The 14,429-nt window shown below is 66.1% G+C and carries 8 protein-coding genes and 2 pseudogenes; 4 read left to right on the top strand and 6 right to left on the bottom strand.

All coding sequences use genetic code 11. The features are described from left to right. Positions 1–95: 95 nt before the first annotated feature. Positions 96–1,664 (top strand): annotated as a pseudogene (locus tag AC07DW_RS30775) (phosphatidylglycerol lysyltransferase domain-containing protein); the annotation flags it as partial. 191 nt (positions 1,665–1,855) lie between these two features. Continuing rightward, the gene (locus AC07DW_RS30780) at positions 1,856–4,462 is read left to right on the top strand and encodes an RHS repeat-associated core domain-containing protein (RefSeq protein ID WP_478860958.1); all 2,607 of its coding nucleotides are present in this window, start codon (positions 1,856–1,858) and stop codon (positions 4,460–4,462) included. A gap of 44 nt (positions 4,463–4,506) precedes the next feature. On the opposite strand, the gene AC07DW_RS30785 is transcribed toward AC07DW_RS30780, so the two are convergent. Together AC07DW_RS30785 and AC07DW_RS30790 are read right to left on the bottom strand one after the other, a co-directional pair. Further along, entirely contained in the window at positions 4,507–4,842 is a 336-nt protein-coding gene (locus AC07DW_RS30785) for a transposase (protein ID WP_478860959.1), read from the bottom strand. Positions 4,843–5,045: 203 nt separating this feature from the next. Further along, positions 5,046–10,055 (bottom strand): RHS repeat domain-containing protein, encoded by a 5,010-nt coding sequence (locus AC07DW_RS30790; RefSeq protein ID WP_478860960.1) that lies wholly within the window; start codon positions 10,053–10,055, stop codon positions 5,046–5,048. A gap of 254 nt (positions 10,056–10,309) precedes the next feature. Here AC07DW_RS30790 and AC07DW_RS30795 point away from each other — a divergent pair, with 254 nt between their 5' ends. Next, entirely contained in the window at positions 10,310–10,576 is a 267-nt protein-coding gene (locus tag AC07DW_RS30795) for a transposase family protein (RefSeq protein WP_478860961.1), read from the top strand. 180 nt (positions 10,577–10,756) lie between these two features. Here AC07DW_RS30795 and AC07DW_RS30800 read toward each other — a convergent pair. The 3 genes and pseudogenes from AC07DW_RS30800 to AC07DW_RS30810 all read right to left on the bottom strand — a co-directional run. Beyond that, positions 10,757–10,894: pseudogene (locus AC07DW_RS30800) on the bottom strand (IS30 family transposase); the annotation flags it as partial. An 11-nt stretch (positions 10,895–10,905) separates the two neighbouring features. After that, positions 10,906–11,430: a hypothetical protein gene (locus tag AC07DW_RS30805; protein ID WP_478860962.1), complete on the bottom strand. Its 525-nt coding sequence runs from the start codon at positions 11,428–11,430 to the stop codon at positions 10,906–10,908. Positions 11,431–11,696: 266 nt separating this feature from the next. Next, positions 11,697–11,894 carry a hypothetical protein gene (locus AC07DW_RS30810; protein ID WP_478860963.1) on the bottom strand — a complete coding sequence of 66 codons (198 nt, stop codon included), beginning with the start codon at positions 11,892–11,894 and terminating at the stop codon, positions 11,697–11,699. A 1,037-nt stretch (positions 11,895–12,931) separates the two neighbouring features. On the opposite strand from AC07DW_RS30810, the gene AC07DW_RS30815 reads away from it, so the two are divergent. Further along, positions 12,932–14,143: an IS110 family RNA-guided transposase gene (locus AC07DW_RS30815; protein WP_478860964.1), complete on the top strand. Its 1,212-nt coding sequence runs from the start codon at positions 12,932–12,934 to the stop codon at positions 14,141–14,143. An 85-nt stretch (positions 14,144–14,228) separates the two neighbouring features. On the opposite strand, the gene AC07DW_RS30820 is transcribed toward AC07DW_RS30815, so the two are convergent. Then, on the bottom strand, positions 14,229–14,429 hold a 201-nt coding region (locus AC07DW_RS30820; RefSeq protein ID WP_478860965.1), incomplete at its 5' end, for a transposase.

Here is a 14,429-nt window from a genome sequence, read left to right on the forward strand (position 1 = left end):
CCGAACTGGTCCTCGTCCGCACGACGGCCTGCTGATCACCCACCAGCCGAACCACCAGGCCAAGACGGCCCGACCTCAATTTCCCCCAAGGTCGTTACCTGCTCACCGCCGGCTTCGCCTCCGGCGCCTTCGCACTCTTCCTGGCGACCACCATGCGCCGCCACAAGCGCGCCGCCTGGATCCTCAACGCAGTCCTGTGCGGGCTGTTCCTGCTACTGCTCATCGTGGCCATGACCGTCCCGGAGGTCCGCCAGCACCCGCAGAACTGGGTGTCGCTGTCCTTCACCGCCTCCTTCCTGCTGGCCCTGCTTGTGGGCCGCCAGGAGTTCTACGCCAAGGGCGACCGGTCCAACCCGATGCTCGCCACGGCGGTCGCCGCCGGCGGACTGCTTATCACGTCCCTGTTCGCCGCACTCCTCGTCACCGCCACCGACACCTCCCACTCCACCTTCCCCGAACGCTGGCGGTATGGCGTGCTGCGGCTGATCACCCTGGCGACAGACACCGCGCCGGACATCCGAGCACCCGGCTGGGTCGACGTCCTCATCAACATCATGTCGACGCTCCTGCTCATTGCGGTGCTGTATGCCGCGTTCCGCTCGCGCCGGGCCGTCGACTCGCTCAGCAAGCGAGACGAGGACGATCTACGGGCACTACTGGCCCGGCACGGCGAGCGCGACTCACTCGGCTACTTCGCGCTGCGCCGGGAGAAGAGCGTGGTGTGGTCGCCCAGCCGCAAGGCGGCAGTGGTCTACCGCGTCGTGGGCGGTGTCTCGCTCGCATCCGGCGACCCGGTCGGCGACCCTGAGGCATGGCCGGGCGCGATCGAGCCATGGCTGGCCGAGGCACGCGAGCACGGCTGGATCCCGGCCGTGATGGGAGCGAGCGAGGAGGCGGGCACCGTCTACTCCCGGCACGGCCTGGACGCTCTCGAACTGGGTGACGAGGCGATCGTGGAGACGGACCAGTTCACCCTGGAGGGCCGGGCGATGCGGACCGTCCGCCAGGCCTACAACCGGGTCAGGCGTGCCGGATACCAGGTACGGATCCGCCGCCACGAGGAGATTCCGCCTGGTGAGATGGCCCAGCTCCTGCGGCTGGCCGATGATTGGCGAGACGGTGCCACAGAGCGGGGCTTCTCGATGGCGCTTGGGCGGCTGGGTGACCCATCCGACGGGCGATGCGTGATGCTGGAGTGCGCCGACACCGACGGCGCGCTTCGCGCCCTGCTGTCGTTCGTGCCGTGGGGATCCGCCGGCCTGTCGCTCGACCTAATGCGCCGCGACCGGGACGCCGAGAACGGCCTCGTGGAATTCATGATCATCGAGTTGCTCCAGCGCGCAGGACAAATCGGGATCGTGCAGGTGTCACTTAACTTCGCCATGTTCAGGTCCGTCTTCGAACGTGGCGCGAAGCTCGGGGCCGGCCCCGTCCTGCGCCTGTGGCGCTCCTTGCTGAGCTTCTTCTCCCGCTGGTGGCAGATCGAGTCGCTGTACCGCGCCAACGCCAAGTACCGACCGATCTGGGAGCCGCGATTCATGCTCTTCGAGAAGAGTTCCGACCTGCTGCGCATCGGGCTGGCCGCAGGCCGCGCGGAGGGATTCCTGCAGGCGCCCGGCATGCCCGAATGGATGCGCCGACACCTGAAGGACCGACGGCGCTGAGCGATTCGCGCGCCGCGAGCGGGCACGCGGCAGCCTCCTGCGCGGCTGCAGCCGCGCCTGCGCTTTCGGTACCCGCGAGTACGTGAGGGATGAGCTCTTCAGCCCGACACGAATTCGGCTTGTCTGACCATACGGGCCATCAGCGGTGACCCACCAGAACGGGATGCCGCACTTTCACGGCACGCTTCAGCATGCGGAAGCCCAGATCCGGTTTCGCCCGCGAACTCGACATCGCCACCAATGCTGGCCGCCCGACAACGCTCACGGTCCATTCCTTCGGCGGATGCGGCTCCCGGTCGATCAACGCCCATGGTTATGGCCATGGAGTTTTCGGCAAGCCTGGAACCACCACCGTCTCCCCAGACGGCAAGCAGGTGGTGAAGAGCGCCTGCACCTACGACAAGACCACCGGCCGGGTGCTGGAGGTGTTCGACCCCTCCGACAAGACCGGCACGGTCATCTCCTACACCTACGACGCGGACGGCCACGTCACCAGGGTCACCTACCCCGACGGCAAGAGCCTGTCCCAGGAGTACGACACCCACGGACAGCTCACGGCTGCGGTCGACGCGGCCGGGGCGCGCACCGTCTACACCTACAACGCTGACGGCACCCTGCGCTCGGCGAAGCAGACCGGCACCGACGGCCGGGTCCTGGCCGAGGTCACCTACACCTACGACGGACTCGGCCGGATCGGGAAGGTGGAACGCGGCAACGGCGTCACCACCTCCTACACCTTCACCGGTGCCAGCCAGATCAAGACCGAGAAAACCACCCGCGCCGACGGCACCCTGGTGAGCGAGGCCGCCTACAGCTACGACGCGCACGGCAACCTCACCTCCCGCACCGACACCCGCCCCGCCGTCAACGACACCGGCACGGTACTCAAAGACGAGCACGGCGGGGTGAGCATGGCGGTCACCAACACCGCCTACCGCTACGACGCCTACGACCGCCTCATCCACTCCACAGTCAGCAACAGCGAGGGCGAGCCGGTCACCGAGACCGCCTACACGCTGAACGTCTCCGGCGACATCACCCGCTCCGAGACCACCCGCCACGATGAGGGCGGCAAGAAGACGGTCACCGAGCACGACATCGACCCGGCCGGCCGGCTGACCGCCATCACCACCGACGGGCAGAAGAAAACCCAGGAATTCGACCAGGCCGGAAACCTGACCAAAGACCACCGCGGCAACACCTGGACCTACAACCCCCACAACCAGCCCACGGCGGTCACCACCCCCGACGGCACCACCACCCGCTACACCTACTGGGCCGACGGCACCCGCAAGACTGCCACCACCAGCCCCGGCGGGGAACAAGCCGGGCAAGGCGGCGGTGCGACGGTGACCGGGTTCTACTACGACCCCACCACCGGCACCATCACCAACGACACCCACACCACCACCAGCGGTGACGGGGCCGCCCAGCAGCCGGACACCATCACCGGCTCCTACCTCCAGGCCGCCACCCGCGAAGCCCGCACCCTCACCACCACCGACCCCGCGGCCAGCGAGACCACCCAGACGGCCAACACCACCGGCGGCGGATACCTCCACCACGACCGCCACGGCAACACCACCACCCTCACCGGCAACAGCGGCCACATCAACGCCGCCTGGCACTACACCGACTACGGCCAGCACACCACCCCCACCACCACAGCTGTGACCGCAGCCGTCAGCCCAGGCGCAGCCGCGGGCACCAACCCCTTCACCTACGCCGGCGAATACACCAACACCACCACCGGCACCCAATACCTGAAAAACCGCCTCTACGACCCCGCCCAGAAACGCTTCACCACCCGCGACAACGCCCCCCAACACAACCGCTACATGGCCTTCGACGCCAACCCCATCATGAAAACCGACCCCACCGGCAACACCGCCGAACTCGACTGGGGGCTCTTCGCGCTGTCCGCCGCCATCTTCCTCGGCACCGTCCTCTCAGTCGCCGCCACCGCCGCCACCGGCGGCCTCGCCGCCGCCGGCGCCAGCGCTCTGCTCGGCCTCGCCATCGAAACCGCCGGCCTCGCCCTCGAAACCGTCGCCCTCGCCGACGACACCGAAAACTTCCTCACCCCCGACGCACGCACCGGCCTCCTCTACGGCGGCCTCGCCCTCACCGCCGCCGGCGGCCTCGGGATCGGCCAAAGGGTCAAGAAAGCAGTAAAGACCGTATCTGCAGCGAATAACTCGCCCTCTAAGACGCCTATAAAGCCTGTCGCGATAACGCCGTCACCCCCTCTCGCATCACCATCGCCTGACATAATGCCCGCTGCGCCTGCCAATGGAAGTGTTACTTGGTGTGACCCGGCAAACCTCCTGAAAGGCGTAACTCCGACGCACGTGTACCACGGCACCACTGTCTCAGCCGCAGCAGCAATTAGGAAAGTTGGGTTTGCGGAAAAGAGCCCTAGGTATGGCCTCACCTTCGGGCGAGGATTCTACTTCAGCTCCCGTAAGGAGATCGCTCAAGACTGGGCTACAAAGGACGGGAAACCCGGGGAAGTTCTAGTCTTCGAGATCACTGGAAAGATCGCAGTATTCGATGAGCCCGATTACAGTCGCCTAGGCCGCAAGGAATTCAAGTTCGCTGAAACCGAAACTGAAAAGCGAGAACTGGAAGAATATACGCGCAATGCCACCCAATACGTTCCCCGAAATACTTATCACGTAAAGTCACTAGTGGGGCTGAATCAGTACCTGCGCGAGCGAGGATACGCGGGAATGTATTCCTTGCCTCAGCACGAGTTGGTCATGTTCTCCACCGATAACATTCGCCTGGTTAATTGAACAGTCCAGTCTGCACCATGCCCGTAAGGTTCGTGCCGCGATCTTCAGTCCCGCGGATCGACTCGACGGCATGACCGGCTGCCTTCATGTGGTCGACGAAGGCCACGGTCAGCGGTTTCGGGGGCCGGGTTCCCCGCGAAGAAAATCGTCGCCGCCTTCGGCACTTCGTTGACCTCGCGCAGCCGCTTGTTCTCCGCCCGCAGCCGCTTGAGTTCCTCTCGTTCGTGGCTGGTCACGCCCGCGGTGATGCCCGTGTCGATCTCGTGCTGAGCCACCCAGCGCCGCACGGACTCACGCGAGACGCCGAGCGATTCGGCGACCTGGACATGGACAGTACGCTCGGTGGAGTACTCCGGGCGGTGCCGGGTGACCAGACGCACAGCCTGGCTACGAAGCGCGGGGTCAATCTCCCTGGCACGTGTCCCGTCCTCTCTGATGGCTCACAACGGAGCGGCAGAGCAGTCGGAACGGTTCACCAGCTGTCGAACTCGGGATCAACGACCGGCTCCAGCTGACGGATCGAGGTCAAGCGGGCTGCCGAGGCGATCGTGGTGTGACTCCGGCCGGTTCAAATCGCAGATGTTCAGCGGATCGATGTAGGAACTTTGTATCTTTCGTGCTGCAATTCAAATCCCAAATCTGTAAAGAATTTATGGAATATTTCCTCTTTCTTGGACATGCCGGTCCCCGCATGGCCAGCCGCCAGGTCGTTCATTTCAGCATCACCCAAACTCTCATCAGCGTACTTCCAGTTGACGCCGTAGTGACCACTTTTCTCATTCGTTCTGAGGAGGGGGGGGCGTGAGTCTTCAAGTTGCACGATATGACCACCGACCACTTTCATGTCGGGCCATGATGGCCTTCCTATGTGCTGAGCGAGTTCGGTATGCGGACTATTAGCCAGCACTTTGGCTGCAGCCGACTCCGGCCGCAGCGAACCTATTGCCAGCACTTGTCTTTCCATATCAAACACATACTCCACCCCGGGCTCGCCGAGATTCGGAGCCTTCCGGAGCAGCGCATGAATGTCACGCAAAGTATTTTCCGTCACTACGCTATTCCTATTGAGGATCATGACGTCTCCTCGCGTCCTAGCCTCAGCTTTCATTCCGAGGCGGGCCCAGCTAGGGACGGCTTTGGGACCGAGTTTTGCTCCGATCGAGCTCAGACCTCCGACTATACCGAGAGCGATGCCACCCCAGAAAATGCTTTCACGAGCAACCGGATCGTCTACGAAAAAGCTGTCAGCGTCATGCTTCAGGGTAAGTGCGCTTATTAGTACGCCTGCAGTGTTGGCTACCAGGCCAGCTACGGACCATACTAGAGCCGCCCCCGCGGGGGGCGTGATGATTGTGAGAGAGAAAGCAGCGACCGCTACCAGAACGGTGATGCCGAAGCCGACCCAGTCCCACACGGCGGTGTTGCCTGACGGGTCGGTCTTCATGATGGGATTGGTGTCGGCGTATTGGTAGCGGTTGTGCAGGGATGCGGTGTCGCGGGTGGTGAACCGGCCCTGGGCGGGGTCGTAGGTGCGGTTTTTCAGGTACTGCGTGCCGATGCCGGGATCGGTGTATTCGCCGGAGTAGGTGAAGCGGTTTGATTCTGCGGCAGTACCGGCGTGTGGCTGGACGGTGTTGATGACGGCGCCATGAGTGGTGGTGTGTTGGCCGTAGTCGCTGTAATGCCAGGCGGCATTCACCGTGCCGTCACTGCCGGTGAGGGCGGTGGTATTGGCGTGCCGGTCATGCAGCAGGTAGCCGCCACTGGACGCTTGGCCCTGCTTGGCTGCGGTTCCGGTGAAAGTACGGGCCTCGCGGGTGAGGCCTTGCAGGTAGGAGGCGGTGGCGGCCTCACCGCTGCCGCTGCCCTCACCAATGGTGTGGGTGTCGTTGGCGATGGTGCCGGTGCCGGGGTCATAGTAAAATTCGGTGGTCGTCTCCTTGCCGTCGGCGGTGGTGTTGACGGCCGTTCTGCGGCTGCCGTCGGCCCAGTAGGTGTATTCGGTTCTGGTGCCGTTGGGGGTGGTCACGGAGGTGGGCTGGTTGAGGGTGTTGTAGGTCCAGGTGTTGCCGCGGTGGTCCTTGAGCAGGTTGCCCGCCGCATCCCATTCCTGCACCTGCTTGGTGCAGTCGGTGGTGACGGTGATAAGCCGGCCCGCCGCGTCGACGTCATGCTTGGCCACACTCTTCTTCACCTCACCGCCCTGGTGGCGTGAGGTTTCAGTCTTGATTACGTCGCCGGAGACGTTGAGGGTGTAGGCGGTCTCGACCAGGGGCTTGCCTTCAGCGTCGCTGAGCGTGGAGCGGATCAGGCGGTTGTAGGCGTTGTAGCTGTAGGCCGTCGACGTCGCCGCGACCTTCACGTCACCGTCCTCACCCTTAACCAGGTTGCCGTCCTCGCCGATTTCGGGGCGGGTGTCGATGCGGGTGGCTAGCTGGTTGTGCTCATTGTAGGTGTAGGCGGCCTCGGTGACGGTGCGTCCGTCCTTTCCGAGGGTAATCTCGGTCCTGATCTGACCGGCGTCAGTGTACGTGTAGGCGGTGGTCACTTCGTTGCCGCGCTCCACCTTCTCGATCCGGCCAAGGTTGTCGTAGGTGTAGGTGACCTTGGCCAGGACCTTGCCAGCCTTGTCCTTTTGCACCGCCGCCTTCAGCGTCCCGTCCGGGTTGTAGCTGTAGCTGGTGAGGGCGCCCACAGCATCCACTGAGGCGGTCAGCTGGCCGTGGGTATCGAATTCCTGGGTAAGGGTTTTGCGGTTGGGATAGGTGACCTTGGTGAGCTGGCCGTCGGCGTTGTAGGTGTAGCTGATGACCGTGCCGGGTTTGCCGGCGGGGTCGAACACCTCCAACACACGGCCGGTGGTCTTGTCGTAGGTGTAAGCCCTCTTCTCCGCCCGTTTGCCGTCGGCCGAGATGGTGGTGGTTTCGCTGATGCGCCCGGTGGCCGGGTCGTAGCTGGTGGTGGTGACCGACCCGTCAGCACCGGTTACCTTCTCCACCTCACCCCGGTCGTTGTAGAGAGTCGAGACGACCCCACCGGCCGGATCCTTCTCCTCGATCACACGCCCGGCGTCGTCCCGCTTCACCACGGTCCCGGACCGCTTCTCACCGCCCGAGCCTAGAGTTTTCACCACCGGCTCGCCGGTCAGGTCCTGACGCGACTCAGCGGTGACCTCACCACCGGGAAACGCCTCGGGCGCAGCCGGAGTCAGGGCAGCCGTGTCGACCGTGCCGCCCGCACCGTAGGCCAGACGGGCGGTGACATCCCCGGCCACAGTTTCCCGCTGCCGGCCCAGCCCGTCATACGACTGGGAGGACGAAGGTACGGGGGTCTCGTCACGGTGGCTGGTCGACGAGGCAACCGGCCGGTCGGCGTCGTCGAGCTTGTCGGTGGTGGTGGTGACCGCCTTGGCCGGATCGGTCTCACCCGCGGGGAGGATGGCGGTGGTTTTGGTGTGGGCGACGTCGTCGTAGGACATGAGCTGCGTCATGCCGTTGGGTGCGACGGCTTTGACGGGCCGGCCCAGCAGATCGTTGGTGGTGATGGTTTTACGGCCGGCGCTGTCGATGGTGGTGGCGGTCAGCCCGTCGGGCGCATAGTCCACCTTCTGCAGCGTCCGCGCGCCGGGGTCATCGACGATCTTCCCGCCGGTGATGTTGTCGGTCTTGGTCACAACCCGGCCGAGGAGGTCGCGGGTTTCGACGGTGACGTGCCCGTCGGGGGTGGTGAGGGTGGTGGTGGTTGGGGTATGGACAGCGGTGGTGGTCAGCCCGTCCGGCCTGGTCACCCTGACCACCCGCCCCGCGTCGTCAAACACTCTCCTCACCGACCGGCCGGCGGCGTCGATCGATTCGACGACCTCACCGGTGGCCAGGTCCGAAACCTCTTTCACCGTGCCTGCGGTCGTGGTGATCGTGTCGGTACGGGTGTGCGCGCCGAGGTCGATGCTGATGGTGTAGGTCTCGGTCAGCTTCTGCGGCCCCTCATCACCGTCCGGGCGGGCGCCTTCGGCCCAGGTGACACTCTTCGCTTTCAGCTCGCCATGCCCATCGGTGACGAAACTCATGGTGGTGCGCGCCTTGGGCGTCTCCCCCTGCTTGTTGGCGACGGCTTCGGTGGTGGAGGCGATGTGCTTGCCGTCGGGCGTGAGCGTGTTCTCGGTGACCGCCATCGTGCCGTCCGCACCGGTGGTGGTCGACTTTACCGCCTGCCCATACGGCCCGTACTCGACACGCGTGACCGCCCCGGTGGCATCCTTGCGCTCGACCTGTCGGCCATGATCGTCGAAGTGGGCGGTCTCGGTCGTGGTGCGGGACATGCCGTCCCTACCGACATACGTCACCCGCGCCTGGGTCGGTTTAGCGTAGTTCGCCGGCAGCCCGGCCGCCGACGGGGGAACCTCCTGATTCTCCCCCCCGTAGTCCATGCCCTGTTTGTGCAGGCTGATCCGCTTGTCCCCGGCGATCAGGAAGGTCTCCCGCTCCTGCAGAAGGTGCAGCTTGTTGTAGGTGGAGCGCACCACCGACACCCCGTCCGACAGCTCGGTGGCATACCGGTAGCGCTGCGCGGCGGCATCCTGGGCGTCGAACAGGCCGAAGGTGGTGTGCTGATACGTGGGGAACCCGGCATGATTGTGCACCTGCCCGTCCACCGGCACCAGCGAGAACGACCGCGGGGCGACGATGTCCTTCCCGCCCCGGTCAGTGACCCGGACGGTTTTAACCACGCTCATGCCGGCGGCGATCTGATAGTCCACCGCCGTCCGCGCCCCGGTAGGGGTGCCGATCTCACTCAGCAGCGCTTTGTTCCCCGTCTCGGTACTCGCACGGTAACCCAGGGTGGTGACCTGGTCGACCGGATCGGTCACCTGCACCAACCGTCCGCTTTCGATCTTCAGCTGCATCGTCGGCGTCCGCCCGTCGGAACGGGCCGGCGACGTCACCGTGACACCAGACGCCGACGGGGCAAGCAGGGCCGTTTGACCGTAGGTGTCCACCACCTGCGTCAAACGATGTCCCGACCCCCACACCCAGTCCACCCGGTTACCTGACCGGTCCTCACGCGCCAGCAAATCCCCCTCAGCGGAGAAATAATCCACCCGCCCATCCTCATACGACAACGTGAACGTATAAGGGCGTGCCAGGACACCATCCCGGGCCGGGACGGTGCCCTCCTTATGTGCGAACTTCAGGTCCATGAGCGGATAGCGCTTCAAACCGGTCGCGGAAGCCTCATCGGCTTCGAACATGCCGCCCGAAGCCGGGAACACCCGCACCCCACCCTCGGTCTCCACAAACGACAGCCCCAGGCTCATCCCCGCACCCAGACCGTGCCGGTCCACCCCCGCCGCCGCCAGCTGCTGGTCATACGACAAAGAAACCGACGCATCCAGACCCCCACGCCCCCCCAGCGTGACCAGCGGCAGGCTCATCCGCCACAGACCCGTCCGCTCATCCAGCGCCCCTGCGGCCGCATCACCCAGCGGCACCGAACCCGACACCGGCGCCGGCACCCCGCCCGGCGTATCGGCAGCTACCGCCGACACCACCGGAACCGCCGACACCCCCATCACCACAGCCGTCGCCAAAGCCACCCGGCGCAACGAACGCCACCGCGGAACGCCACCAGCGTCCCGCTGCGCAACCAAACCAGCTCCGACAGGCAGAAAGGGGGACATAGAACAACCTCAGTGAGAGACGGCGGAACACACAAACGTGGCTCAGCAAGCCAACCCGCCCCTCCGCACGGCAGGCACCCACCAATTGGCCACCACTGAGGCTGGGGCACTGTCAGGAAAACGGCCCTACAGGCGCCGGGGCACTTCTCGGCAAGGTCCGCCGCGAGGGCGTGAACCTGCAGGTCATCGCCGCGGAAGACGGGAAGCTGTTGCGGATCCCGCCCGCGCTGCCCGGCGGCACCCACGATGTGACCGCCGCCCGCGAGCACGCCATTATCGACACCTGCGCGGAACTGAACCCTGAGGTCCTTGCGGACAAGGGGTACGCCGGGGCCGGCGGTACTGTGATCACCCCGATCAAGCGCCGTCCGAAGGCGGAACTCCCTGACAAGCACAAGGGCCTCGGAGGTCCACGCTGCACTGCGTGCTCCCGTTGAGCGGACCATCTCCCGGATCAAGCACTGGCGGATCTTCCGGCATGCCCGGATCAGCCCGAACAGACTCACGTCAGCAGCTGCCGCGATCCTCACCCTCATGATCTACACGTGAAAAGGGCTCCGGGAAGCCCGCGGTGAACGGCGGATTCCAGGGGTCGTTGCAACACACGGTCGGTTTGATCAGGCGGCGAGGAGTTTATGCAGGGGCTCGGCGGGGGTCTCCCAGCCGAGCGTTTTGCGTGGGCGGCGGTTGAGCTGGTCGGCGACTGCGCGGAGGTGTTCGGGGGTGTGGAGGGAGAGATCAGTGCCCTTCGGTGCCTCTGTGTTTGTCAAGCCGCATGGGGTGGTGGCGTAGGCTCGCTTCTGGCGGGTCCCGGAAGTGACGTGTCCGAAGAGTGGGGGAAGGCGCCCGCGAGGTCGGGCCGCAGGCTGGTCTTGTACTGGCGGGCCAGCAGGAAGCGCCAGAAGCCGAAGCTCAGCTCCGCGATGACCTTCCCATGCGGGATGGTCGCCGCGCCGCCCCGCCCCGCGCGTTCTTGGGCCTGGACGATGTCGCCGCGGGCTTTGCCGCTGAGAGGGACCTGCCTGTCGATGTACCACTCGGTAGTGCGGCCCCGGCGCTGCTGGCGAGCAAGGAGCCGTGCGTCCAGCGCGTTGCGCAGCATGATCTCCAGGTGCCCGAGCGGTTCGAAGAACGCCGCGGCGAGGTCGCTGTTCCACCGGTACAGCGCGAGCGCGGCGGTGGAATCGCCGGCGCACGCGGTCAGGTAGGGGTTCAGCCGGTCGGGGCTGATCAGCTTGATGACGGCCTTGTCGTCGGGCGGCTCAATGCTGGTGGGCGGCGTGCCGTGCATGGTGGGGCTATCGTAGGTACACTGGGCGGCGAAGACCCTGGAATCGTCCCTGGTAGCCCTCGAAAGTGGGCAGGCCATACCCCCAGGGTTCAGACCTCAGCCAAGGGCCGCCCGGCTTGCCGGGCGGCCCTTGTGCTTTCCGTCTTCCCTCAGGCCCGCTAGCCGGGTGTTGCACCTGTTCAGATGGCTGCACAGCTCGACTTTGGTCGCCCCTCCGAGAGCACAAAGCGGTGCTTGTGATGGGCTCCATAGTGGCTTGGCGTGGCTCACTCCAGGAGCTGGCGCATCTCCGTGACGGTGAGTCCGAGGGACTGGCAGCGGGCCAGCAGGCCGTAGAGCTGCGCCTGGTCGATGACGGGTCCGAACAGTACGGTCTGGCCGGACATCGTCACGTGTTCCAGCTCCGGAAACGCCTTGATCAGCGCTTCGGACATGTGTCCTTCGACGCGGATCTCGCAGCGCATCAGCTGCTCCCCGCAGGGGCCCCGGGACGGGCGGGTCGGTGTACCACTCGATCCTGCGTCGCGTGGCCTTCGGCGGCTTCACCCGGCAGGGGTGACCGCGGGGCCGGTCCGCTCCGCTCCGGCCGGGCGGGCGGCGCCGGCGCGGCGGGTCCGGCACGCGGCCCGTGAAGCGGTCTTTCGACAAACCCGTCACCCGCGGCCGGATCTGGCCTGACCGGTCAGTTCAATTGCACCCGGGCTCTTTGCAGGCGCCCCTGGTCGGGCAGCGTTGCGTGCGGTCGGCGTGGCTGGACAGTTTGACGTGTGGGGTGTTTGGGTGGGTATCTGCCGCATTGATGAGCGGTCGTGCGGCAGAAAGCTGCCGGGTACTGGTGCCGGCTGGTGCCCGGCAGCCTGCAAAGCCCGGCAGCGGCTGCCGGCGGGCTGATACGGGTGACTCCAGTCCCTGGCGGCTGTGTGTCGGCCCGCGCTGTTGTCAGGTGCGTCGCCACTGCTCCCGCTTCTGTGGCGTGGGCTTGTGCCGTGGCGGTTGTGGTGGCGGGGGCTGGTGGGTGGGATAGTGGTAGGGGACGGTTCCAGGCGGGTTCAGCTGGAGTGTCTGCGTGAGAGTCCCTGGGGTGGCCCCGTCACGTCCCATCCTGGGGACTCTTGCCGACGTTGGTGCGCACTGTGGTGGCGCCGCCCGTGGTGCCTGTCTGGCGGGTGGGGGTGCGAGCCGGTGCCGCCCCCGGGGCGTCGGCGGTGCTGAGACCGGTGTCTGATAGCGACACGACAGGCCCTCGTTATGTTCTTCGCGGTCCTGCAAGAGGGCCGCTGGCCTCCGGGCCCGGCATGACTGTTGCCCCCTGTCGATCGGATGACCTGGGGGGTGGTGTCACCGGGCCCGAGGGGTGCCGTCGGAGACGCTGATAAGAGGTCCGACCACCGCCTGGCCGGGCGCAATGCCCGGCCGTTCGCGGGCGGCAGGTCTGCATAACGTGGATGCGCGAGAACGGCCCCGCCGCCCAGGCCAGCACCGGTATCGAGTGAGTGGGGGCATGGTGATCGACACCAGCAGCGTGGGCATCTTCCTCGGCCTGGACGTCGGCAAGAGCACTCACCACGGGCACGGACTGACCCCGGCCGGGAAGAAGGTTTTCGACAAGCCACTGCCCAACAGTGAGCCGAAGCTGCGGGCCGCCTTCGAGAAACTGGCCGCGAAGTTCGGCACCGTCCTCGTCGTCGTGGACCAGCCCGCCTCCATCGGCGCCCTCCCGCTGACCGTCGCCCGCGATGCCGGCTGCCAGGTCGCCTACCTGCCCGGACTGGCCATGCGACGGATCGCCGACCTCTACCCCGGCGAGGCCAAGACCGACGCCAAAGACGCGGCCGTGATCGCGGACGCCGCCCGCACCATGCCGCACACCCTGCGCTCCCTGGAGCTGACCGACGAGATCACCGCCGAGCTCACCGTCCTCGTCGGGTTCGACCAGGACCTCGCCGCGGAGGCCACCCGCACCTCCAACCGGATACGCGGCTTGCTCACCCAGTTCCACCCCAGCCTGGAGCGCGTCCTCGGGCCCCGCCTGGACCACCAGGCCGTCACCTGGCTGCTGGAACGCTACGGCTCCCCAGCCGCACTGCGGAAAGCCGGCCGCCGCAGACTCGTCGAGGTGATCCGCCCCAAGGCCCCGCGCATGGCCGCCCGGCTCATCGGCGACGTCTTCGACGCGCTCGACGAACAGACCGTCGTCGTTCCGGGCACAGGCACCCTCGACGTGGTCATACCGTCCCTGGCCCGCTCGCTCGCAGCTGTCCACGAACAACGCCGGGCTCTGGAAGCCCAGATCAACGAACTGCTGGTGGCCCACCCTCTTTCCCAGGTCCTGACGTCGATGCCCGGCGTCGGCGCCAGGACCGCCGCCGTCCTGCTGGTCACTGTCGGAGACGGCACCAGCTTCCCCACCGCCGCCCACCTCGCCTCCTACGCGGGCCTCGCCCCCACCACCCGACAGTCGGGCACCTCGATCCACGGCGAACACGCACCCAGAGGCGGAAACCGGCAGCTCAAACGCGCGATGTTCCTCTCCGCGTTTGCCGCCCTGCACGACCACGCATCCCGCACCTACTACGACCGCTGCCGAGCCCGCGGCAAGACCCACACACAGGCCCTCCTCCGCCTGGCCCGACAGCGCATCAGCGTCCTGTTCGCCATGCTCCGCGACGGAACCTTCTACGAACCACGCGTCCCCGAAGCAGCCGTCGCATGACCAGCTCCGGCTTGACGAAAGACATAGAGGCACCCCCCCCTGCCTGGCGGATTCTAGGGGTCGTCGCAACACGTGGTCGGTTTGATCAGGCGGCGAGTAGTTTATGCAGGCGCTCGGCTGGGGTTTCCCAGCCGAGCGTTTTGCGTGGGCGGCGGTTGAGCTGGTCGGCGACGGCGGCGAGGTGTTCGGGGGTGTGGACGGAGAGGTCGGTGCCCTTGGGAAAGTACTGGCGGAGCAGGCCGTTCGTGTTCTCGTTCGAGCCGCGCTGCCAGGGGCTGGCCGGATC

It is taken from the genome of Streptomyces sp. NPDC045701 (assembly GCF_056432045.1).